Annotated in this window: 20 protein-coding genes; 12 read left to right on the forward strand and 8 right to left on the reverse strand. The window is 51.5% G+C overall.

Annotated features, from left to right (window positions below):
• Nucleotides 1–33 precede the first annotated feature (33 nt).
• The 6 genes from F608_RS0114135 to F608_RS0114160 all read right to left on the reverse strand — a co-directional run bounded on the left by F608_RS0114135 (nt 34) and on the right by F608_RS0114160 (nt 9,430).
• Nucleotides 34–3,300 (reverse strand): efflux RND transporter permease subunit, encoded by a 3,267-nt coding sequence (locus F608_RS0114135; RefSeq protein ID WP_022666300.1) that lies wholly within the window; start codon nt 3,298–3,300, stop codon nt 34–36.
• Complete coding sequence (locus tag F608_RS0114140; RefSeq protein WP_022666301.1) at nt 3,297–4,448, reverse strand: efflux RND transporter periplasmic adaptor subunit; 1,152 nt, start codon at nt 4,446–4,448, stop codon at nt 3,297–3,299. Before F608_RS0114140 ends, F608_RS0114135 begins: the two co-directional genes overlap by 4 nt.
• Before the next feature lie 161 nt (nt 4,449–4,609).
• Entirely contained in the window at nt 4,610–5,110 is a 501-nt protein-coding gene (locus F608_RS0114145; RefSeq protein WP_022666302.1) for a hypothetical protein, read from the reverse strand.
• A 339-nt stretch (nt 5,111–5,449) separates the two neighbouring features.
• A complete protein-coding gene (locus tag F608_RS0114150; RefSeq protein WP_022666303.1) occupies nt 5,450–6,700 on the reverse strand; it encodes a thiolase family protein in 1,251 nt (416 codons plus the stop codon).
• 41 nt (nt 6,701–6,741) lie between these two features.
• Nucleotides 6,742–8,550, reverse strand: coding sequence for an acyl-CoA dehydrogenase (locus F608_RS0114155; RefSeq protein WP_022666304.1), 1,809 nt, complete (start codon nt 8,548–8,550; stop codon nt 6,742–6,744).
• Nucleotides 8,551–8,572: 22 nt separating this feature from the next.
• Nucleotides 8,573–9,430, reverse strand: coding sequence for a 3-hydroxybutyryl-CoA dehydrogenase (locus tag F608_RS0114160; protein WP_022666305.1), 858 nt, complete (start codon nt 9,428–9,430; stop codon nt 8,573–8,575).
• 287 nt (nt 9,431–9,717) lie between these two features.
• Between F608_RS0114160 and F608_RS0114165 the strand changes: the two genes are divergently transcribed.
• Nucleotides 9,718–11,292 (forward strand): sigma-54-dependent Fis family transcriptional regulator, encoded by a 1,575-nt coding sequence (locus F608_RS0114165; RefSeq protein ID WP_022666306.1) that lies wholly within the window; start codon nt 9,718–9,720, stop codon nt 11,290–11,292.
• A gap of 278 nt (nt 11,293–11,570) precedes the next feature.
• Here F608_RS0114165 and F608_RS0114170 read toward each other — a convergent pair whose 3' ends face one another.
• Nucleotides 11,571–12,542 carry an integron integrase gene (locus tag F608_RS0114170; protein WP_022666307.1) on the reverse strand — a complete coding sequence of 324 codons (972 nt, stop codon included), beginning with the start codon at nt 12,540–12,542 and terminating at the stop codon, nt 11,571–11,573.
• A gap of 128 nt (nt 12,543–12,670) precedes the next feature.
• Here F608_RS0114170 and F608_RS0114175 point away from each other — a divergent pair, with 128 nt between their 5' ends.
• From F608_RS0114175 to F608_RS0114225, 11 genes are all read left to right on the forward strand, one after another.
• Complete coding sequence (locus tag F608_RS0114175; protein ID WP_153307509.1) at nt 12,671–13,207, forward strand: SecDF P1 head subdomain-containing protein; 537 nt, start codon at nt 12,671–12,673, stop codon at nt 13,205–13,207.
• 115 nt (nt 13,208–13,322) lie between these two features.
• Complete coding sequence (locus F608_RS0114180) at nt 13,323–13,751, forward strand: hypothetical protein (protein WP_027362758.1); 429 nt, start codon at nt 13,323–13,325, stop codon at nt 13,749–13,751.
• Nucleotides 13,752–14,085: 334 nt separating this feature from the next.
• The gene (locus tag F608_RS0114185; RefSeq protein WP_027362759.1) at nt 14,086–15,024 is read left to right on the forward strand and encodes a tetratricopeptide repeat protein; all 939 of its coding nucleotides are present in this window, start codon (nt 14,086–14,088) and stop codon (nt 15,022–15,024) included.
• Between the two features lie 73 nt (nt 15,025–15,097).
• Nucleotides 15,098–15,511 (forward strand): hypothetical protein, encoded by a 414-nt coding sequence (locus F608_RS0114190; protein WP_153307510.1) that lies wholly within the window; start codon nt 15,098–15,100, stop codon nt 15,509–15,511.
• 164 nt (nt 15,512–15,675) lie between these two features.
• The gene (locus tag F608_RS0114195) at nt 15,676–15,891 is read left to right on the forward strand and encodes a hypothetical protein (RefSeq protein WP_022666312.1); all 216 of its coding nucleotides are present in this window, start codon (nt 15,676–15,678) and stop codon (nt 15,889–15,891) included.
• Nucleotides 15,888–16,268: a transposase zinc-binding domain-containing protein gene (locus tag F608_RS35730; RefSeq protein ID WP_084681153.1), complete on the forward strand. Its 381-nt coding sequence runs from the start codon at nt 15,888–15,890 to the stop codon at nt 16,266–16,268. Before F608_RS0114195 ends, F608_RS35730 begins: the two co-directional genes overlap by 4 nt.
• Before the next feature lie 676 nt (nt 16,269–16,944).
• A complete protein-coding gene (locus F608_RS0114205; protein WP_341833813.1) occupies nt 16,945–17,493 on the forward strand; it encodes a CD3072 family TudS-related putative desulfidase in 549 nt (182 codons plus the stop codon).
• A gap of 134 nt (nt 17,494–17,627) precedes the next feature.
• Nucleotides 17,628–18,713: a hypothetical protein gene (locus F608_RS0114210; protein WP_022666315.1), complete on the forward strand. Its 1,086-nt coding sequence runs from the start codon at nt 17,628–17,630 to the stop codon at nt 18,711–18,713.
• 49 nt (nt 18,714–18,762) lie between these two features.
• Nucleotides 18,763–19,554, forward strand: a complete 792-nt coding sequence (locus F608_RS0114215) for an ABC transporter substrate-binding protein (RefSeq protein WP_022666316.1) — start codon at nt 18,763–18,765, stop codon at nt 19,552–19,554.
• Nucleotides 19,555–19,567: 13 nt separating this feature from the next.
• Nucleotides 19,568–20,230 (forward strand): amino acid ABC transporter permease, encoded by a 663-nt coding sequence (locus F608_RS0114220; RefSeq protein WP_022666317.1) that lies wholly within the window; start codon nt 19,568–19,570, stop codon nt 20,228–20,230.
• Nucleotides 20,218–20,937: an amino acid ABC transporter ATP-binding protein gene (locus F608_RS0114225; RefSeq protein ID WP_022666318.1), complete on the forward strand. Its 720-nt coding sequence runs from the start codon at nt 20,218–20,220 to the stop codon at nt 20,935–20,937. Before F608_RS0114220 ends, F608_RS0114225 begins: the two co-directional genes overlap by 13 nt.
• Before the next feature lie 169 nt (nt 20,938–21,106).
• Here F608_RS0114225 and F608_RS34850 read toward each other — a convergent pair whose 3' ends face one another.
• A complete protein-coding gene (locus F608_RS34850) occupies nt 21,107–21,679 on the reverse strand; it encodes a class I SAM-dependent methyltransferase (protein ID WP_022666319.1) in 573 nt (190 codons plus the stop codon).
• Between the last annotated feature and the right edge of the window lie 54 nt (nt 21,680–21,733).

Here is a 21,733-nt window from a genome sequence, read left to right on the forward strand (position 1 = left end):
GTTCCGGGCCTGCTATCCTTTCCCAACAGGAATTCACTCGATTCCGGGCTGTCCCAGGAAAAAAGTCCGGGCCCTGTCGTAGGCCCGGGATAAATGCTCCTTTAACTCTTCGATCAGGGCATAGAGGGTGGGAACCACCACCAGGGTAAGGATGGTGGCGATCATGAGTCCGAAGATGACCACAATGGCCATGGACCTCCACCACTGGCTCGATTCGCTGGCCGTGGATACGGCCATGATATGAAAATCATAGGAGACCCCGGTGACCATGGGCAGCAGTCCCAGGATGGTGGTCACGGCCGTAAGCAGCACCGGCCGCAGCCGGGTGGCGCCGGCGGCGATGACGGCATCCCGGATGCTCCGGCCCGAGGCCCGGAGCTTGTTGGTATAGTCGATGAGGACGATGGCGTTGTTTACCACCACCCCGGCCAGGGAGATGATGCCCACCCCGGTCATGATGATGCCGAAGGGGGAGTTGATCACCGCAAGGCCCCAGAAGGCCCCTCCCAGGGAGAGGATAACGCTGGTTAATATGATGGCGGGCTGGACCACCGAGTTGAACAGGGTCACCAGGATCAGAAAGATGAGGAACAGGGCCAGGACAAATGCCCTGGACAGGAACTCTTCGGCATCTTTCTGCTCTTCGTTTTCCCCGGTGAACTTGTATTTATATCCCAGGGGCAGTTCCATCTCCCTGAGCAGCTCTTCCACCTGGACCCGGGCCACGCTTCCCGGAACCTTGGTCTCGTCCACGTTGGCCTTGACCGTGACCACCCTTTCGTGATTTTTGCGGATGATGTCCCCTATGGTGCCCCTGTACTCAATATCGGCCAGGGTGGTCAGGGGAATAATCTGCCCTGAGGGGGCCGGGATCATGAGTTTATAAAGCACATCCGAGACCCTGCGGTCGGGCTCGGCCAGCATGACCATGATGTCAAAGTCTTCATCCCCTTCGTAATAGGTGGATACGTCCAGGCCGTTGTAGGCGGTTTTCAGGGCATTGCCGATGGCGCTGGTGGTCAGGCCGAACAGGGCGGCCTTCTGCCGGTCGATGATCACCTGGACCGAAGGCAGGCCGCCCTGGTAGTCATCCCTGACATCCTCGACATGGGGAACGGATTCAACGATCTTCTTCATTTTCTCCGCGATCCGGCTTAGGACAATAAAATCATCCCCGGAGATTTCAATGTTGATGGGCGGGCCTGTGGGCGGGCCTTCCTGCTGCTCATCCACGGTGATTCTGACCCCGGGAATCAGGGCCACCCTTTTGCGGATCTCTTCCAGATCATCTTTGGCCGGGGTCTTTCGTTTTTCAAAATCTATGAACTGGATCCCGATATGGTTGGGCAGATTGGAGTCAAATGCCGAAGATCCCCCGGTGTTCTGAACCACCCGGGTATAGATATGCTCGACATTGTTGATGTTTGAGGGGGCCATGAATTTCGTGCCGTTCCGGGTCTCGTGCTCCTGGAGGGCAATGGCTTCGTGGTAATCTTTGCTTTCAGAACCGGTGATGGCCATTTCCACCTGTTTGACGGTCTGGTCGATGAAATCCAGGTCTGCCCCTTCCGGTGTGTCAATGTTCACATAAACGGATCTGGGATCAATGGGCGGGAAAAATTCCACGGGCTTTTCAACCCCGATCCTCAGCATCCAGATCTGGTAAAGAAGGATCAGGACCAGGAAAGATGCGGCAAGCACGGTGATCTTATACTTGAGGGCGAGTCCCAGGATGCCGGAATAGGCCTTTAAAAAGACGCCTTTGATCTCAATGGGCTTTTCCCCCTGATCCTGGATCTCTTCCGGGGTCAGGGCCTTGCCATTGGATTTTTTGTCTTTCATGAAATAGGCGCACATGGCCGGGTTGATGACCATGGCCACGAACAGGGAAGAGGTAAGGGTGACGATGAGGGTAATGGGCAGGTAGCGCATGAACTCCCCCATGATCCCGGGCCAGAAGAGCATGGGACAGAAGGCGGCCAGGGTGGTCAGGGTGGATCCGATGACCGGCCAGGCCACCTCTCCCGTGGCTTTCATGGCCGCCTCGACCCTGGGAACTCCCTGCTGCATATACCGGAACACATTTTCAATGATCACAATGGCATTGTCCACCAGCATGCCCAGGGCAAGGGTAAGGGAAAAGAGGACCACCATGTTCAGGGTGATCCCCAGGGCACTGAGCGCGGCAAAGGAGAGGAACATGGAAAAGGGGATGGCAAGGCCCACCAAAAGGGCGTTTCTGATCCCCAGGGCAATGAAGAGGACCCCCACCACCAGGATCAGGCCTGTGATGATATTGTTCTCCAGGTCGGCCACCATGTTCTTGATGTCCTTGGATTTGTTCATGAGTTTGGAGACGGTGGTGTTCTTGGGGAAGGTTTTTTGGGCCTCTTCAATGATATGGTCGATTTTGTCTGAAATGGCAACGATGTTCTCCCCCACCCTTTTTTTCACGGCAATATTGATGGAATCCACCCCGTTGAGCCGGGACCGGGAGGTTTCCTCCCGAATGCCGTCCACCACCCGGGCCACGTCCTTGAGATATACGGGACGGCCCTGGTGGGTGGCCACTACAATGGTAAGGATCTCCTCCGGGGTTTTAAATTCTCCGGGCACCTTGAGCTGGTATCTTCCATGGCCCAGGGTGATGGCTCCCCCCGAGGTGTTCTGGTTTTCACTGGTTACGGCCGCCTGGAGGCTGGTGATGGGGATCCTGTAATAGGCCAGCTTGTCCGGGTCCACCTCCACCCGGATTTCCCGGTCCTGGCCTCCGGTGACATCCGCTTCCAGAACCCCGGGAACCCCTTCGATATCATCCTTGAGATCATCGGCAATTTTTTTGAGCATCCTGGGGCCGCAGTCCCCGGCCAGGGAATAGATCACAATGGGCATTTCCGAAATATTGACCTCATACACGGAAGGGTCGTTTTCCAGATCCGTGGGCAGATCGTTTTTTGCCTCATCCACCTTGTCCTTGACCTTGGTCAGGACCTCGTCAATATCGGTCCCGGGCAAAAATTCGATATTGATCTGGGACAGGCCCTGGGAAGAGACCGAAGAGATGTTTTTCACCTTGTCCAGGCCCTTGAGTTTTTTCTCGATTTTTATGGTGATGGCCGTTTCAATATCCGAGGCAGACACTCCCCTATAATCGGTCTGGACAAAAACATAGGGGATGGTAATGTCCGGGTCGCTTTCCCGGGGCAGGGAAAAATAGGCGGACAGTCCGATGCCCGTGATGATTACAGCAAGGACCAGGACGCTGATTCGGTTCTTTACCGCCGTATCCGAGAGAATCATGGATTGAGCCCCTCCATGGTTTTGGCCGTTGCCGTCACATTGACTTTTTCTCCGTCCTCAATGATCCTGTGGCCCATGACCACCACATGTTCCTGGGGCTCAAGGCCCTGAACGATCTGGGTTTTCCATCCGTCCTGGAACCCGGTCCGGACCGGCCGGAAATGGACCATCCCCTGTTTTTCCACAAAGACCCCGGTCTGGTTTTTCAGGCTGACCAGGGAGTACATGGGGACGGCAAGGCCCTGGGGATCCGTATTCTTCACGACAGAGACCCGGACAAACATATCGGGAAGAATCTGGAGGTCTTCATTGTCCACCTGGATCTCAAGGGTGTAAAGCCGGGCCATGGAATCCGTGCTCTTGTATAGATAGTGAAACTCCCCCTGGTAGGGTTTATTCCCCAGGGCGTCAATGGTCATGTCAAAGGCGGTCAGTTTTCTGACCGCGTCCACATCGGATTCAGGAATCCCCACTTCAATTTTCAGTTTATCCATTTTAAGGAGTTTCACCACAGGATCGCCCACGGCGAGAAAACTGCCCGGTTCGATATAGGTTCGGTCCACCACACCGTTCATGGAGGCTCGGATGGTGCAGCGTTCCAGATTGAGTTTGGCGTTTTCCATGGCTGCCCGGGTGGTTTTTACCCGTGCGGCAGCATCGTCCAGCTGGGACTGGGTGACAAACTGCTTGCCCGAAAGGGCGGCAAACCGCTTTTTATTGATCAAAGCCGTCTCATAGGAGGCCAGGGCCGAATCATAGGAGTTCTGATAGTCCCGTTGGTCGATGACGGCCAGGATATCCCCCTTTTTTACCTGGCGGCCCTGGTCGATCTTCCTGATAACCTTTCCCTTGACCTCGGACACCACCTCCAGGGAGATCCAGGGCTTGGCCACCCCGGGAAGGCTGATCTTTTCCGTGAGCATCTGGGGCACGAGTTCCAGGGTGGTGACATTGGTCAGGGCCCTGTGATCACCGGTCTGTTTGAGGCGCAGGGCCTGAAGGTCGGCTTTTTTGGCGGCAATTTTTTTGTTCAAGGGCAGAATCACAAGCACGATTACCACCAGTACTGCGGCAAAGGGAATGGCCCGCCAGATCAGGGGAAGTAGAGATTTGAAAAAAGAGGAAGATTTCCCGGTTTTGGATTCCATTTAAAATATCCTATATTTTGGGTTTAGTGGCCATTAACATATTACCGATTCCAATGATTTCAAGAGCCGGGGTTTACATGAAAAAAAGGTGGTGATTTGCCCGGAATGGAGCATATATACGAAGATTCCAGCCTAGGTTGGAATTGAATGTGATCTTTGACTCATGCTGTCCGGGCCAGGGTCATTACATAGGTTTCCTGAACAATAAAGGCATCGGTGGAAGCCCGGTGGCGTGTCAGGCTGAATTTTTCGATGATTCCGGTCTGGGTCTCATGCCAGATTTCCATCTGATCTTCCGATAAAATTCGCTCAAGGGGACTGACGGAAAATTGCCGGCGCAGCCCTGCGGCTTCAAAAAGCCGGGTCACCCAGGGCTTGTCCACGGACCATCCGTCCGTGTAGACCACACTGCCGTCCAGAAGCCGGTTCAGCTCCTCTGCCACCTTTTTTGGAGGACTGCCGTGCCGGTAGAGAACCTTTCTCGGGATTTTGTGAACAGCCTCAGCTTTTCTGTCCCAGTGGGTCCATTTTCTGGTTGGAAGTATCAATTTGCAATACCGGTGATCCGGTTCCATGGCCAGGCCGATTTCAATGGGATAGCTGAGCTGTCCGAAACCTGAGGCTTCCACATCAATGATAAAGGGTCTGAAGTTTTTTTTCATAAGACCTGGATCAAAACCTAAAGGGTGCCCTGCTTTTGCCCATGCCCCTAGCGCAGAGATCGATTTGCATGGACGGCGAAAAAAGACTCCATGCCTCCCGGAGGAAGGGGACAAACTCAAAACTGCGGATCTCAACCATGACATACCAGGACCCTGGTTTTTGTCAAGGAAAATCAGGGTGCCGAAAACTTCGTGCTATTCGTTTCCTTGGTGGTTTTCCCATTTTCCATACAAGATTAGGAAATCCACGAAGAGCTCCCTGCCAAACCGGCTCCGGGGCCGGTTTGGCAGGGAGTCGTTTCCCCCCAGCCGTGGGGAAGCGGCCTGTCTTCAGGTGATCTAGATCATCTCCAGGGCACAGGCCATGGCCACCCCCCCGCCGCCGCAAAGGGTGGCAAGACCCAACGTATTGCCCCTCTTTTTCATGGCATGGATCAGGGTGACCATGATCCGGGCGCCGGTGGAACCCACGGGATGGCCAAGCCCGATGCCGGAGCCGTTGATATTGGTGATTTCCCGGTTGAGGTTCAGATCTTTTTCACACCCCAGGTACTGGGCGGCAAAGGCCTCGTTGACCTCGATCAGCTCGAAATCCTCAATGGCAAGGCCTGATTTTTCCATGAGGTCGTTCACGGCCGGAACCGGGGAGAGCCCCATGACGCTCGGATGGCAGGCCCCCATGCCGCTGGCTTTGATCCGGGCAATGGGCGTAAGACCCAAATCCTTTGCCTTGTCTTCGGACATGATGATCATGCCCGTGGACCCGTCGTTGATGCCCGAGGAGTTGCCGGCCGTGACCTTGCCGGTCTTGGGAACAAAGGCAGGGGGCAGGGAGGCCAGTTTCTCCATGGTCATGCCCGGCCTGAAATGCTCGTCCCTGTCAAAGACAAGGGGATCTTTCCTGCGCCGGGGAACATGGATGGGAACGATTTCTTCGGCAAAGGAGCCGTCATCGTTGGCCCGTTCCGCGTTGTTGTGGCTGCGCAGGGCCACCTCATCCATTTCCTCCCGGCTGATGTTCATGTGCTGGGCAATAAATTCGGCAGTATGGCCCATGATATAGGGTTTGCCCAGAAAATGGCTTGCCGGGGCCTTTGAGGTATCCACGGGGCTGGTCTCATCAAAGGGCAGGAGATAGGATCCGCAATGGAGGGCATGGATCATGGCATCCACGAACTGGGTGTCCTGGAGCCGGCATCCCCATCTGGCCCTGGGCACGGTATAGGGCACCCCTGACATGTGCTCCACGCCCCCGGCCAGGATGATTTCTGCCATGCCGGCCTGGATCATGGCCGCACCCGAAAGCACGGATTCCATGCCTGAGATGCAGACCCGGTTGATGGTGGCTGCCGGGACCGTGTCCGGGATACCGGCCATGAGGGCGGCCACCCGGGTGGTGTTGAGGGTGTCATGGTGTTCCACACAGGTGCCGTACCTTACATCGTCGATGAGTTCCGGATCAATTCCGGCCCGTTGGACCGCCTCTTTCATGGTCACGCTGGCAATGGCGGCTCCGTTCATATCTTTTAAGCTGCCTCCGAATGCGCCGATGGCGGTTCTGCAGGCCGAAACAATGACTATATCTTTCATTTTACCTTTCCTTATCAATGGTTGATTTTGAGTTCCCGGATCTATCCAAAAGAATCGTCGGATATCTCCAGGGCCGAGGGGTCACAGACCCGGATGGCCTCCATCTTCCCCCGGGTGGCCGGAAGAACCGTGTTGATGAAAAACCGGGCGCTTTTCACCTGTCCCTCATAAAAGGCGACCTCCTTTTTTTTGACCTTTCCTCCCAGTTTTCCCACGGCAATGGAAGCCCGCCAGAGCAGCATCCAGGCCATGAGGGTGTCGCCGATGACATCCAGGAAGGGCCGGGCATAGGCAAAGGCCTCATTGACCTTTCCCTTTCCCAGGTCTGCGCCCAGTTTCTCTGCGGTTTCCAGCAGCCGGGTCAGGGTGGCTTCAACCTGCTCCGACAGGGCGGAAAGGCTTTCTTCCTTTTTGGCGGCGTCAATTGTCTTTTGAACCTCGGCGACCAGGTCCATAAAAGCCCGGCCATTGTTAAGCCCCAGTTTCCGGCCCAGAAGATCCATGGCCTGGATCCCGTTGGTCCCCTCGTAGATCTGGGTGATCTTGCAGTCCCGGAGCAACTGCTCCTGGGGATATTCCCTGGTGAACCCGTACCCGCCAAAGACTTCCAGGCCCAGGCCGCACAGCTCAAAGGCACGGTCCGTGATATATCCCTTGGCCACGGGAATCAGCACATCAATGAGACCCTGGCACTTTGCCTTTTCCCCTTCCGTTGCTGCGGTCATTATCCTGTCCTCCATGAACCCCACGTAAAACAGGAGGGATCTCATGGCCTCGGAATAGGATTTCATGGTCAAAAGGATGCGCCGGATATCCGGGTGCTGGATAATGGGAACGCCGGGGGAGTCTTTGGGGGCGGTCAGGGCCTTTCCCTGGATCCGTTCCCGGGCATAGTTCAGGGCGTTGAGATAGGATGCAGACACACAGGCAAATCCCTGCATGCCTACGTGGAGGCGGGCCTCGTTCATCATGACAAACATGGCGCTCATGCCCTTGTTTTCCCGGCCCAGCAGGGTGCCTCGGCAGAGACCCTTTCCTCCCAGGGAGAGGGAACAGGTGGGACTGCCGTGGATGCCCATTTTCTCCTCGATCCCGGTACAGACCACGTCGTTGAAATCCCCCATGGTCCCGTCTTCATGGACCCGGAACTTGGGCACCAGGAAGAGGGAGATCCCGGCCGTGCCCGGAGGCGCCCCTTCGATCCGGGCCAGGACCGGGTGGATAATGTTTTCCACCAGATCGTTTTCCCCGGAGGAGATAAAGATCTTGTTCCCGGTGATGGAGTAGGTGCCGTCTTCATTTTTCACGGCTTTGGTGGTCAGCGCCCCCACGTCGGAGCCGGCCTCGGGTTCGGTCAGGAGCATGGAGCCCCCCCATTTCCCGGTGTACATATTCTTGAGGAAGAGTTTTTTCTGCAGGTCCGTACCGAACCGTTCCACCAGTTTCCCGGCCCCGTGGCAGAGGATATTATGGAGCATGAAAGGGTAATTGGCCCCGTTAAAAAAATTGTTGGCAGCCAGGGCCACGGTTGAGGGCATGCCCTGCCCGCCCCACTCCGGATTGTCGCACATGGCAATCCATTCCCCTTCCCTGAAGAGTTTGTAGAGTCTGTGAAAGACCTTGGGCACTCGCACCTCTCCGTTTGAAAATGTGCATCCCTCCTCATCCGCCTCCCCGAGGCAGGGAAGCATCTCCTTGACGGCCAGGTTCCTGGCCTCGGATACCACCAGATCAATGGTTTTCCGGTTAAAATCCTCAAACACCTCATGTTTGCTCAACTCCTCCACATGGAGCTGCTCGTGGAGTACGAAATCGATGTCTCTCCTGTCTGCCACCACCTGCTGGGCCATAAATCCTCCAGATTAAAATTTGTTATTTAGTGTAGTCGTAGAACCCCTTCCCGCTCTTTCTCCCCAGGTATCCGGCCCGGACCATCTTCCTGAGCAGGGGCGCCGGCCGGTACTTGTCTTCTCCAAGTTCCCTGTGAAAGCCTTCCAGGACCAGGAGAATGGTGTCCAGCCCCACCATGTCGGCCAGGGCCAGGGGGCCTATGGGGTGGTTGGCCCCCAGGGTCATTCCCTTATCAATATCTTCGGGGCTGGCAATTCCCTCGGCCAGGACGAAGATGGCTTCGTTGATCATGGGGCAGAGAATCCGGTTCACGGCAAATCCGGGGGCTTCCTTGACTTCAATGGCGGTCTTGTTGATCTTTTCCACAAAATCTTTGGCAATGTTCAGGGTGTCGTCGCTGGTGGAAAATCCCCGGATCAGTTCCACCAGTTTCATGATTGGAACGGGATTGAAAAAATGCATGCCGATGAACCTGTCCGGCCTCCGGGTTACGCTGGCCATTTCAGTGATGGAGAGTCCCGAGGTGTTGGAGGCCATGATGGTCTCCTTGCGGCAGATATTGTCCAGTTCCTGGAAGGTCTGTTTTTTGATGTCCATGATTTCAATGATGGCTTCGATGACCATGTCTGCATCCTGGGCCGCCATGGACAGGTCAGTGGTCCCTGTGATCCGGTCCATTACAGCGTCTGCCTCATCCTGGCTGATTTTTTCCTTGGACACGGCCCGGGTAAGATTGGTTTTTATGGTGGTCAGGCCGTTTTCCACAAACCGGTCTTCCATGTCCCGGATGATTACTTCAAAACCGGCCTGGGCCGCAGACTGGGCAATCCCGGCACCCATGATCCCGGCACCCAGGACGGTGATCTTTTTGATTTCCATTGATTCTCCTTTAAAAAAGCGAAAAGAGGTTTTTCACCTTTTTCATTGTTCGGGTTAAATAAAAGAGCACAGATCCTGAAGAAAGAAGAGCATGAAATGTGCCAGAACAGGAAAAGCTTATTTATCAATTGTTTAGAGTAAATCAATTTTTGACAGGATCCATTATCTGTGCTATGGAAAAGAAAAATCTGTTCTATTTTACAGAATCATCTTAAACTGGAACATGGAACAGAAATACGCGGGTTCCGGGAAAAAAGCATTGCTTATTTACAACATTGAAGGATGACATGACAGAGAACCAATCCCATTCCAAGGATGCATGGGTGGATGAAAAGGACTTTTTCAGGGAAGCCACCCTGCGGCTCTGCTCCAGCCTGGACGTGGAGCGGGCCCTTTTCCAATGCCTGGTCTATATTCAGGAGTATATCCCGGCCGGCCGTATGGGATTTCATGTCTACCACCGCGAAGCCGGGGTTGTGGAAACCATTGCCCATGCCACCCCGGAACAGTACGAGGCGGTTTCCATGAAGATTCCCCTGTCTGCCCGGGGCAGAAAACAGGTGGAGGAACAGCGCCTGGACCGGGTCAGGGTCATAGAGCGCCTGGGAGAGGATCCAATCACCGGACCCGTGGCAGACCGGCTTCAGGCCTGGGACCGCTCCGCCGTGGTCATGGATCTGGTCCTGGAAAAAACCATGCTCGGGGTTTTCTCCGTGTTCAACAACGGCCGGGAAAACTTCTCTCCCCGCCATGTTCATCTCTTAAGCCTTCTGGTCAAGCCCTGCGCCATTGCCCTGACCAATGCCCTGCGGTTCAGGGAATTGAAAAACCTCAAGGAGCGCCTGGCCGACGATAACCGGTACTTCCAGGAAGAGTTGAACCGGATGTCCGGGGAAACCCTTGTGGGTACGGGTCAGGGACTGAAAGAAGTCATGGACATGGTCCTCCAGGTCGCCCCCCTGGAGAGCCCGGTTCTGCTTCTGGGGGAGACCGGCACGGGAAAAGAGGTCATTGCCAATGCCATCCACAATCTGTCCCTGAGAAAGGAAGGCCCTTTTATCCGGGTCAACTGCGGGGCAATCGCCCCCTCCCTCCTGGACTCTGAGCTGTTCGGGTATGAAAAAGGGGCCTTTACCGGGGCGGTAACTCGGAAACGGGGGAGAATCGAGCGGGCCCAGGGCGGCACCCTGTTTCTGGACGAGATCGGGGAACTCACGGCCGGGGCCCAGGTCCGGCTGCTGCGGGTGCTCCAGGAAAAGGAGATCGACCGGGTAGGAGGCTCTGAAACCGTCAAGGTGAATATCCGGATCATTGCCGCCACCCACAGGGACCTGGAAAAGATGATGGCCGAAGGAACCTTCCGGCCGGACCTGTTTTTCCGGCTCCGGGTCTTTCCCATCGCCATCCCTCCCCTGAGGGAAAGAAAGACGGACATCCCGGACCTGGTCCGCCACTTTATCCAGAAAAAATCCGGGGAGATGAAGCGGAACAACATCCCTACCCCCTCTTCAGGGGCCATGGAAAGGCTTTTGAATTACCACTGGCCCGGCAATATAAGGGAATTGGAAAATGCCGTGGAGCGGTCTTTGATCCTTGACCGGGGCAGCCATCTCCTTTTCAAGGAGATCACCACCCAAGGGAAGGAAGCTCCGGCTCTGCCGGAGATTGACCCTTCCCCGGCTTTGGCTGAAAATCTGGAGCTGGACCGGGTCATGTCCTCTCACATCATCCGGGTCCTGGACATGTGCCGGGGAAGGGTGGAGGGGGACAAAGGCGCGGCCAGGATTTTGAACATCCATCCCTCCACCCTGCGCAAGCGGATGAAAAAGCTGAACATCCCGTTCGGCCGGAAAAAAATCTGAGGGGAACAGCTCCGGCAAGAAAAGGACCACAGCCAGGGATGGAAAAGGGGACAGGCAAAGGCAAGGAGCCGGCGGTTGGGAACTGCGGCTCCGCAGCGGGCAGAATTCCAACAGGCTCTACATTCCGCTCCGCGAAAGGGTGAAACTCGCTGACGCTCAAACAGATCACCCTTTTGCCGCTCCGCTCCATCAAGAGCCTGTAAGGAATCCCCCGCGATGTCTCCACCGCAGTTCCCAACCGCCTCCCGGTCTGTGAAAAGAATCCGTCAGGATCCTGTTCAAAGATCATCAAGGGGGCTTGGTACGCCATGTCCTCCCTGCTGAAGGACATGGGTATATATCATAGTTGTGGAAACGTCTTTGTGGCCCAGTAGTGCCTGGATTGTTCTGATATCAGTGCCTTTTTCCAGAAGATGGGTTGCAAAGCTGTGCCGGAAAGTGTGGGCGCTGATCTTTTTGTTAATGCCCAGTTGTTTTACCGCTCTTTTAATGGCTTTGTTGACCAGGCTGGGATCTACATGATGACGTCTTGTCTTATTGATTCTTGGATCCTTTGATAATTGCCGTGAAGGGAATACGTACTGCCAGGACCATTCTTTTGCCGCATTCGGGTATTTTCTGGACAGGGCGTGGGGCAGATAGACTTCACCGTAGCCATTGATCAAATCCTGATCGTGCCAGCTTTTTACCTTGCGCAAATGATTCTCGAGAAGGGGAAGAATAGTGGCCGGAAAAGTCGTTACCCTGTCTTTTGCCCCTTTCCCGGAACGGACAATTACATGCTTCATCTGAGCGTCAATATCTTTCACCCTGAGGCGGACGGCTTCCTTGATTCTCAGCCCGCTGCCGTAAAGGAGCTTTACGATCAGTTGAGGGATTCCCTGCATGATGCCGATTATGCTGCGGACTTCTTCGCGGGTCAATACGACAGGAATGTTTGGACTTTTTCTGGACCTGACAGCATCTATCCGGCCTTCCAAAGGCGCCTGCAATACCTTTTTGTATAAAAACACCAGGGCATTCATGGCCTGGTTCTGGGTTGACGGGGCAACATGCTTTTCCACAGCAAGCCAGGTTAAAAAACGCTCCACTTTTTTTTCTCCCCCATGCAGATCTGCCCTGGATTTCATATTGTGAAAAAGAATGAATCTTTTGATCCAGTCGCAATAGGTCTTTTCCGTATGAATGGAGTAGTGCCTTACTCTCATCACATCCCGGACCTGCTCCAGTATCTTTTTTTCTTTTGGCATTGACATTTATCAATTTGGGTGGGTAATTCTATGTAGGGAAATTTTACCTGATAATAGGCGATTTTGCAAATTATCAGGTAACTTTGACATGATAATCAATGGTTATAATTTCAAAGGTAGTCGCCTCTATGAAAAAAATTGTTGAAACCACAATATGCTTCGTTTTGTTTCTATCTTTAACAAGTAGTTTATCTTTTGCTAAAAATAATAGTTTCTTCCAAATTCATCTTGTTCACCCAGAAAATGAAAAAATTGCTGACAGAGATCCATCAGAAATAGATGGTTACACAAAATACATCAGGAAAAAAAACGATTATCCTAAGGTTGTCTGGGTAAATGATACCATTGAGCTTGATATATCTGATTTAAAATCTGTTACTTATGAACCCAACACTCCCAATTTCCCAAAAATTGACAAAAAATATAAAATGATTCCATCGCAAAAAATAAATTATTCTTTCAAAAAAGAAGGGGCCAAAAAATTTGCACAGATAACGAATCGACTTTCGGGACAAAGAATTGCAATTATCATTAACGGAACTCTTTTTGCTGTCCCAGCTATATCTTCACCAATTACAGGCGGCGAAGCCTCATTAATTACCATTATTCCAGAGGAAAAAATCAAAAAGATTGTTGAAGAATTAAATGAAAATCTTACAAAATAAAAAATTATAACCCATCACTGGACGGGACCGCGAGGAACTCAGCCGCCTTTTTCAACTGGCGTAGCGCGGCCCGTCAGTTCAACCGTTAGCTGTAAAAATATAGGATAAGATTTTATTGGACATTGAACTTCGCCAGACATTGCGTCGCAACTGGATAGAATGCATTCATCATTTTGCTTCACCAAAGTTGCAGAAATTATGGGTTTCAGGACACCCTGAGATCTTAGTTACTTTCACTGAATGTATGTGCCAATACTTTGATGACCTTAATCTTTCTGACGGTCTTAAATCTGCAGTTTATGAAGGCTGGTTGAACCAAGATGAAGTTCAGATTGTGACAAAATTTCATGAATTGGCCGATAAGTACAATCCTACTATTATGAGTGATCAAAATGTGCTAGATGATCCCAAATGGAATGATATAGTTAGAGAAGCACAAAAAGCCTGGATAGCTCTGAAAAAGCATTTAACAGATAGGGCTGAACTTGATTTTATGAAAGAATTGGAACAGCAGTTTGAAGTCACAAATAAAATCGACAGCTAACCAATCATTGGACGGGACCGCGAGCAGCTCAGCCGCCTTTTCAAGCGCTGTGGCGCGGCCCGTCAATTCAACCGTTATAGTCAACTTTATACATTATCATCCTGATTTTTGAGATTCAATTTCGTAAGGGAGGTTTATAATATATTAAATTGATTGTTGATTTTTTGGTCCGGGGATGGTTAATCTCCAATAAACTTGATTATCGTTTTTTGATCAGCCTGTCTGGATTGGTTGGATAACATTCAAATTTTCAAGTTATCCAGTTAAAAACTGGATAATAAACAGATATACAGAACCACACATTATATTGTTATGTTTTTAATCCGGAGGTTTAGTGAAGAAATTAAGTATATCCATTATGAATTATTTTATCATTTGTTTAATAGCCATAATGATTCAAAGTGCTGCTGTTGATTGCAAAGAAAATCAGACCGAAATTGATACTTTATTAAATACCGGCATTGACCTTTGCATAGAAGGAAAACAACAAAAAGGAATCGAATATTTTAATGATCTTTTAAGAATTAGCCCCAACAACTATTTGGCGTATTTGAACCGGGGAATTGCATATTTTACATTATTTGAAGATGATAAAGCTTTGGCAGATTTTATCAAATGCACAAAATTGGAACCTTATAATCCCCAGGCATTTTTTCAGTTAGGGTATTTGAAAAGTTCCCAGGGAATACTCGAAGAAGCTAAAGATTACTATACAAAATCAATTGAAGTAGATCCTAATTATTTAAGGGCATATGGGGCAGTTGCAATTATAAAAGCAATGTTGGGGCAGGTTGATGATGCAATAAAAGATATGAACAAAGCGATTTCTATCGACCCTGAATATCCATTGTTATACATAATTCGAGCTCAAATAAGTGAATTGAAATGTAATTGTCTTGAGGCAATAAATAACTACAGAAAAGCCATGGTTTTTAATCCAGAAGCATTCAATTCAAACCTTGAAATCGCTTGGATTTTGGCAACATGTCCTGATGAAAAATATCGAAATTTAGATATGGCTCAAACACTTTTAATGAAGGCCAAAGACCGAAAAGATGATAAGGTCAAGAAGGTAATGGCAGCAATTCATGCGGGACTCGGTGATTTCCAAAAAGCAATAATCTATCAAAAAAAATTTATTGAAACGAGCAAACAGAGAGTACTAAAAAGGAAAATCGATAAAATAAATTTAAAAAATGATCTAAAGGACTATTTAGACCAATTAAAATCATATGAAAATCATAAGCCTTGGTACTCAAAACCCATAACATAACAAGCGCTTGCACCGGACCGCTTGGGGCGCGCTCCGCTTTCCCCCCAAGTTCCCTCCCGTTGGTCGGCGGCCCGTGAGCTTCATCGTTATAACCACAATGAATGAATTGAATGAAATAAAAGATGAGAAGGGTCTCCTTCTCAAACTATTTGAAACAGACCATTTAAATGTTCCTGAGCGGAGCAATTTGCCAAATGGAATAATTCGGAAAAGTGTCGTACAAAAATTAATTGAAAATCATCTAAAAAACCATGGATGGTTTCCTGGCAAGAAACAAATGCCCGCAGGAGACGCTGGGGGTGAGTATTACCAGCTTGAGTTTCAAGAAGACGGCAAAGCAATACTCCATCACAATTTTGAGTATAGCTATTTAAAATTCAAACATAAGAGCGTGAGATACGATTCGATAGATGATTTGATTCAATCCTATCTGGTCGAAAAACAAAAAGAAGGTTTGGATGGTCTGAAGATAGACTGGAAATCTTAATAGAAGTTATAACAACCGCATAGACAGCGGACCGGGAAAACGATGCCATTTTTAGCTTTTTCGTCGTCATCATTGAACTTAGCATTTGCGTAGTTCTCGGTCGTTTTCCCGTCCGGTCAGCACCGCGTTGTACGAATGATGACAGGTCATCAGGAATCTAAATCATGGGAAAAGCCAAGAGGTTAAAGCGTCGCAGGAAAGAAAAGAAGAGTTTCGAACAAGCGTTTTCAGAGAGGTTTACGCAAAATTTCATCAAGGGCATCAAGGATACACCCGTGTGGGATGAGATGGTGGAAGAATTCGGTGAAAAAAGGGCATTAGAGCTTTTAAAGGAGTGCAAGGCAGAAATCAAACCGGGACTGCCCCCAGGAATGGAATGAAACCAGGCATCGTACAAAAAATCTTCAAGGATCACTTTGAGGCCTACCGTAAAACACGGGTGCTGGGCAGAAGACGGTACCATGCCGCAGGCAATATCATAACTTGCCGGACGTCTGAAAAGGGATACCATATTGAGGCCTGTCCCAACGGGGACTATGAAGTTTTAATGCACAACTCCTGCAAGCATCGCAGCTGCCCTTTATGTGGTTCAACAGAAACCCAGCTCTGGCTGGAAAGACGTAAACGTCAGGCCCTTGATTGCCGGTATTTTCATGCAGTTATTAACATGAGTCATGACCTTCGTCCTTTATGGCGATACAACCGAAAAGTATTTACCAATAAAAGGTATCATCCTGGTATAGGAAAAGAATCATAAAAGTCTCACAAAAGTATCGCATCAAAACAACTTTGAAATCGGCCTAGAAAATAAGACCTAACACGGCCGCACCATTCAATCGGTCAATCACTTATAACATGTTTTCCCTCTAACTTATCACCCCCCTATACAGCCTCTAATTTCCATTGCGCTGGAGGGCAAAATCATTCCATGAAATATCCGGGGACAGAGTCTCTACAGAATCCCACTCGATGTCTCCGCCGCAGCCTACCCCGGCCTCTCCGAGGCTTTGTCCTGTGACGATTATTCGGGATTTTTATATAAAAGGTGATCGGTAAGGCTGTGAACTTTCAAGTTGCCGGCATCCGAGGCCGGAGGGGGGAATGGGGTAGAGCCGGGTTCAACTTTTTGCGGCCGCAGGACGCGGAGGAGTAAAAAGTTCACCCCAAAGCCGGGCAGGACGTCCGGCTTTGGATAAGGCGGCACCCCATCTCCTCTTCGGCCGGCCGCTGTATCTGATCCTCAAATTTTTCATTCACTCTTTTATTATGCAAAGGATAATTCCCCATACTTGCTTGACAAAACGGAGCTTCCTGTCCTACATCCTGATACTGTGGGTTTCACTGCTGCGGATGCAGGCCCGTTCATTGCTGCTGCCCGGCTTTTACCCGGTTTTGTTTAAAGGAGTCATGCTCATGAAACGCGGAAAAAAATCATCTTTCTGGCCCATTGTATTCTGAATGTGAACGCCAAGGTTGACGGGCTGGCCTCTTATCCGGCTGCGGTCCGCGGGCTTGTAGATTTTTTAACGGATCATGAAGTCGGCATGATTCAGTTGCCCTGCCCGGAAACCGAGATCCTGGGGGTGCAGCGCTGGGGGCATGTCAAGGATCAGTTGTCCCATCCCTTTTTCTCGGACTGCTATGCCCGGCTTCTTATCCCCTTTGTCCGCCAGGCGGCCATGTACCGGGAGCAGGGATACAATCTTCTGGGGATTGTCGGTGTCGACGGCAGCCCTTCATGCGGGGTGAAAAAGACCTGCCGTTCCGGACAGTGGGGCGGTGATTTTCTGGATTCCAAAGAGACCTGGAAAAAAGTGGAAAATCTTAAATGGGTGAAGGAACCCGGGATCTTCATGGAAACCTTTCAGAAAATGCTCGCGGAAAAAGAGCTTTCCCTGCAATTTTACGGTCTGGATGAGGCGGAGGCAAAAGCCTCTCTTCCCGGGCTGATTGATGAATTGTCCCGGGTCCTGGACGCCTGATATACTTTCTGCCCGGGAGTCCTGCTTCTATTTATTTTTCCAATAGACCCTTACAAATCCATTCTGATAAACGATTTGACGGATGTTTTCCTGTTCCCTAAACTACAGGGCTTTAAAAAAGGAAACAGCCGTTGATGACCTATACGGATAAAGAAAACGAAGCCGCCTGCCGGCGGCGGCACCGGGCATTCTGGGAGAAGCGTTCCCAAGGCACTCCCCTTGTATTTGCCGTGGCCGACAGACCGGGCTTTGAGCCGGCTCCCTGGACCACCGGGCTTCCTCGCAAAGTCTGGGATCTCTGTCCGGAGTGGCATCTTTCCATGGTTCAAAATTACCTTGACGGCACCTGTTTTCTGGGGGATGCCATGCCGGTGGCAAGCCTCATGGTCGGTCTCGATATCACCAATACGGCCGTGCTGGCCGGCGGGGACTACGATTACAGCAGCACCGGAGACTTTATCGATTTTAAACCGGGAAAATTTGATCTGAACCGTCCTGCACCGGCCTTCACTCCGGACCACCCCCTGGCCCGGCAGCTCAAGGCCTGCTATGAAGCCGTCATCCGCCACGTGGGCCGGCGGGCCCTGGTCAATCCCCCCATGACCCTGGATGCTCTGTCTACCCTTTACGGGCTGTGCGGCAGCCAGGATCTGCTCAAGGCCCTGATCACGGACAAAGAAACCATCCGCAAGCGGGTCCGGGAGATGACCTGTACCTACCTGGATTTTTACGATTATTTTTATCAATTTTTACAGGAGGCCGGATACGGGGAGTCTGCCTGCTGGTTCCAGGTTTTCTGCGAAGGAAAGTTTGAAGGGGTCCGCTGCGACTTCAGCCTCATGCTTTCCCCGGAGATGTTCCAGGAGTTTATCCTCCCGGAGATTGCCCAGGTCTGCGATCATATGGACCACACCCTGTTTAACATGTGCTCGGTCCGGCATGCCCGGTTTATCGATGATCTCTCCGGAATCGATTCCCTGGACGGAATCTTCTGGAATCCCGAGCCCTATCTGGACGGGGTCCGGGATTTTCTGCCGGAACTCAAACGGATCAAGGAAAAGGGCATGCTTCTGGAAATTGTCTGCCACCGGGTGGATGAGGCGGTCCTTGCCGTCCGGGAACTCGGGCCGGACGGCCTTTATCTTTTGTTCGAACCCCGGTTTGAATCGCCGGATCATGGGAACCGCGCCCTGGAAAAGATTTACAACGCCTGTCTTTGACAGTGCTTTTTTTAAACCAAACAATGCATTTTAATGAAAAGGAAAACCAATGATGAAAAAGAATCTGTTTACCGCTTTTGTGTTTGGTCTGCTGGCCCTCTGTCTCACGATTTCAACGGCAAATGCCGGCTCCGGCAAATGGGAAAAGATCGTCGCCGCCAAAAAACTTGTTGTGGGCAACTGCCCGGAATATCCCCCTTTTTCCTTCAGGAACACGGACAGCAAGGTCGAGGGATTTGATTCGGATTTTGCCAGAGCCCTTGGAAAGGCCATGGGGCTTGAAGTCGTCATGAAGGATACGGCCTGGGAAGGCCTGGTCGCCGGCATGAAAAAAGGAGACCATGACATCGTGATCTCCTGCATGTCCCCGGAAGAGGCCACCCAGGCATCCAAAAGCGTCTCCATGAGCAAACCCTACCTCCGGCTCAGCGAGATTATCGTTACCCGGACCGGTGTCAAGGACATTGGATCCAAAGAAGACCTGGCCGGAAAGGTGATCGGGGTCCAGGCCAACTGCACCAGTGAAGTGGCCGTGGACAGTCTGAAAGATATGGGGATTGTGGCCTCTGACATCCGCCGGTACAACCGGAATCCTGAAGCGCTCATCGACCTTAAGAACGGCCGTACCGATGCCGTGGTTGTAGGATTTGCCTACGCCGCCACCAAGGTCAAGGGAAACAAAGACCTTAAAATCGTCAATGACCCGGTCCGGTCCGTGGAGATTGTGGTGGTCATGGATCACGGAGACGATACCCTGGTACGGCAGATCAACCAGGCCATCGACAAAATCAAGGAGAACGGGGCCTTTGACGCAGTTTCCCAGAAATGGCTGTCCCTTTAAGGGGATCTAACCTGTGGATCTGGATTTTTCCTTTCTTGTTCCCTACATTCCCCAGCTGATCCAGGCCTCAAAGGTCACCCTGATCATCGGGGTGGCCTCTTTCCTGGTGGCGCTTGTGGTTTCGGTGGTGACGGGTGTGCTCCGGTCCGGACCTCTGCCCCGGCCGGTGAATCTTTTCCTGGGATGCTATGTGGAAATTTTCCGGGGAACCCCGCTGCTGATCCAGCTTTTTTTCATCTATTACGGCCTGCCCACCTTTGGAATTGTACTGGAGCCCATTACCGCGGCAGTGATCGGCCTGTCCCTGAACTCCGGGGCATACATGTCCGAAGTGGTCCGGGCGGCCATCAGCTCCGTGGACCGGGGCCAGCATGAGGCGGCCCTTTGCCTGGGATACGGGCGCAGCCAGGTATTTATCCACATTGTCCTGCCCCAGGCCTTCCGGGTCGCCCTGCCCACCTTCATGAACTATTTTTCCACCATGATCAAGGAGACCTCTCTGGTGTCGGTGCTTTCCATCGCAGAGATCACGCGTATCGGCAGCCAGATCTACGCCCGCACCCTGAGCCCCTTTGAAATTTATATCACCATCGGAATGATCTACTTTATCATGACCTATACCGTGGCCCTGATCTCCAGGTGGATCGAGAAAAAAGGCATCAAATGGACCCCCTGATCCAGGTTAAAAATATCAGCAAATCCTTTGGCCAAACCCGGGTGCTGGACGGGATCAGCCTTTCCATCGATAAAGGAGAAATCCTGGCCATCATCGGCCCCAGCGGTTCGGGAAAAAGCACCCTGATCCGCTGCCTCAACGGCCTGGAAAAGGTGGATTCCGGCCGTGTGAACATCGGCGGAACCCTCGTGGAATCCACCCAATCGGTGGCCGGGCGGGTGGGAATGGTATTCCAGCAATTCAACCTGTTTCCCCATTATACCGTCCTAAACAATATTGTCCGCCCCCTTGAAACCGTGAAAAAGCTTCCTGCCCGAGAGGCCCGGTCCAAAGCCCGGGCGCTTTTGGAACAGGTCCGGCTGGAAGATAAGGAAGACCAGTATCCCCGGTCCCTTTCCGGCGGTCAGCAGCAGCGCCTGGCCATTGCCCGGGCTCTTTCCATGACCCCGGACATCATGCTCTTTGACGAGCCCACATCCTCCCTGGATCCGGAGCTTGCCTTTGAAGTGTTTGAAACCATCCGGACCATTGCCAGCCGTCACATGACCATGATTCTGGTCACCCACCAGATGAATATGGTTAAGAACTTTGCCAACCGGGTATTGTTTCTGGAAAAGGGAAATATTTTATTTGACGGCAGTTTTGAATCCCTCATGGCTTCAGAAAACAGCCGGATCCAGCAATTTTTAAAAAAGATCTATCCATGAAAAGAGATGGTTTTGGACACCGGATATCGGCCCAAAGGAGATCATCGTTTTGCCCGTGGCCACGGCTTCTGCCGCTCTGCCCCGAACATCCGGCTCTGGGTGAATTCTCCGGTTTCTTTGGCTTATGATGCCTGTCGCGCAATAATCAGGGTTTGATAACCCCATTTCCCTACGCTTTCCGTCCAGACATTAAGAGGCCGGGAGTGCCGTCAATCCTTTCCACACGATGTTCCGGCAGGTTCAGTGCCTCCAGCATTGTGGCTGCTTCGTCAATATGGACGCCTAATCCTGCAACACGTGTTCTGAACCAGAACAGAGACAAAGGTTTAAATACGCCCGGGATACGCCATCTGTCAACAAAGGCGCGAACACTATCCAGACGGCATCCACGCTCCGCTTCTATTATATTCAACATGCCCCCTGGCGAGAGTACCCGCAGGCACTCTCTCAGCCCATGAACTCTGTCCGGCCAGTGCTTAATTGAGGCCACACTGATAATTGCATCAAAGCAGTTGTCCGGGAATGCCAGATCCAATACCGAGCCTTGTAAAAATGTCAACCTGTCCTGCCATGCGCTGCAACGTCTTTTGGCACGGTGTATTTGTTCCAGTGCCAGATCCACTCCACATAAAGAAACATCAGAACGTCTTTTGGCAATGTGCTCAGCAAGATGTCCACCCCCACAGCCGACTTCCAGTATCTTGGCTCCATCCCCAAGGAAATCAAAAACCAGTCTGTCCATTGGTCTGGCAAGTTCCATGACCGCGGGAGCAATCACACGGTCATATATCCAAGA

The organism is Desulfospira joergensenii DSM 10085, assembly GCF_000420085.1.
In the GTDB taxonomy this organism is placed as follows: domain Bacteria; phylum Desulfobacterota; class Desulfobacteria; order Desulfobacterales; family Desulfobacteraceae; genus Desulfospira; species Desulfospira joergensenii.

Excerpts from the sequence above, each read along its gene's own strand:
- F608_RS0114150 (WP_022666303.1), bottom strand. The coding sequence starts at position 6,700 with ATGAAAGATATAGTCATTGTTTCGGCCTGCAGAACCGCCATCGGCGCA.
- F608_RS0114215 (WP_022666316.1), top strand. The coding sequence starts at position 18,763 with ATGATGAAAAAGAATCTGTTTACCGCTTTTGTGTTTGGTCTGCTGGCC.
- F608_RS0114175 (WP_153307509.1), top strand. The coding sequence starts at position 12,671 with ATGAAAAAAATTGTTGAAACCACAATATGCTTCGTTTTGTTTCTATCT.
- F608_RS34850 (WP_022666319.1), bottom strand. The coding sequence starts at position 21,679 with ATGGACAGACTGGTTTTTGATTTCCTTGGGGATGGAGCCAAGATACTG.
- F608_RS0114140 (WP_022666301.1), bottom strand. The coding sequence starts at position 4,448 with ATGGAATCCAAAACCGGGAAATCTTCCTCTTTTTTCAAATCTCTACTT.
- F608_RS0114160 (WP_022666305.1), bottom strand. The coding sequence starts at position 9,430 with ATGGAAATCAAAAAGATCACCGTCCTGGGTGCCGGGATCATGGGTGCC.
- F608_RS0114195 (WP_022666312.1), top strand. The coding sequence starts at position 15,676 with ATGGGAAAAGCCAAGAGGTTAAAGCGTCGCAGGAAAGAAAAGAAGAGT.
- F608_RS0114210 (WP_022666315.1), top strand. The coding sequence starts at position 17,628 with ATGACCTATACGGATAAAGAAAACGAAGCCGCCTGCCGGCGGCGGCAC.
- F608_RS0114155 (WP_022666304.1), bottom strand. The coding sequence starts at position 8,550 with ATGGCCCAGCAGGTGGTGGCAGACAGGAGAGACATCGATTTCGTACTC.
- F608_RS0114145 (WP_022666302.1), bottom strand. The coding sequence starts at position 5,110 with ATGAAAAAAAACTTCAGACCCTTTATCATTGATGTGGAAGCCTCAGGT.
- F608_RS0114165 (WP_022666306.1), top strand. The coding sequence starts at position 9,718 with ATGACAGAGAACCAATCCCATTCCAAGGATGCATGGGTGGATGAAAAG.
- F608_RS35730 (WP_084681153.1), top strand. The coding sequence starts at position 15,888 with ATGAAACCAGGCATCGTACAAAAAATCTTCAAGGATCACTTTGAGGCC.
- F608_RS0114170 (WP_022666307.1), bottom strand. The coding sequence starts at position 12,542 with ATGCCAAAAGAAAAAAAGATACTGGAGCAGGTCCGGGATGTGATGAGA.
- F608_RS0114135 (WP_022666300.1), bottom strand. The coding sequence starts at position 3,300 with ATGATTCTCTCGGATACGGCGGTAAAGAACCGAATCAGCGTCCTGGTC.
- F608_RS0114225 (WP_022666318.1), top strand. The coding sequence starts at position 20,218 with ATGGACCCCCTGATCCAGGTTAAAAATATCAGCAAATCCTTTGGCCAA.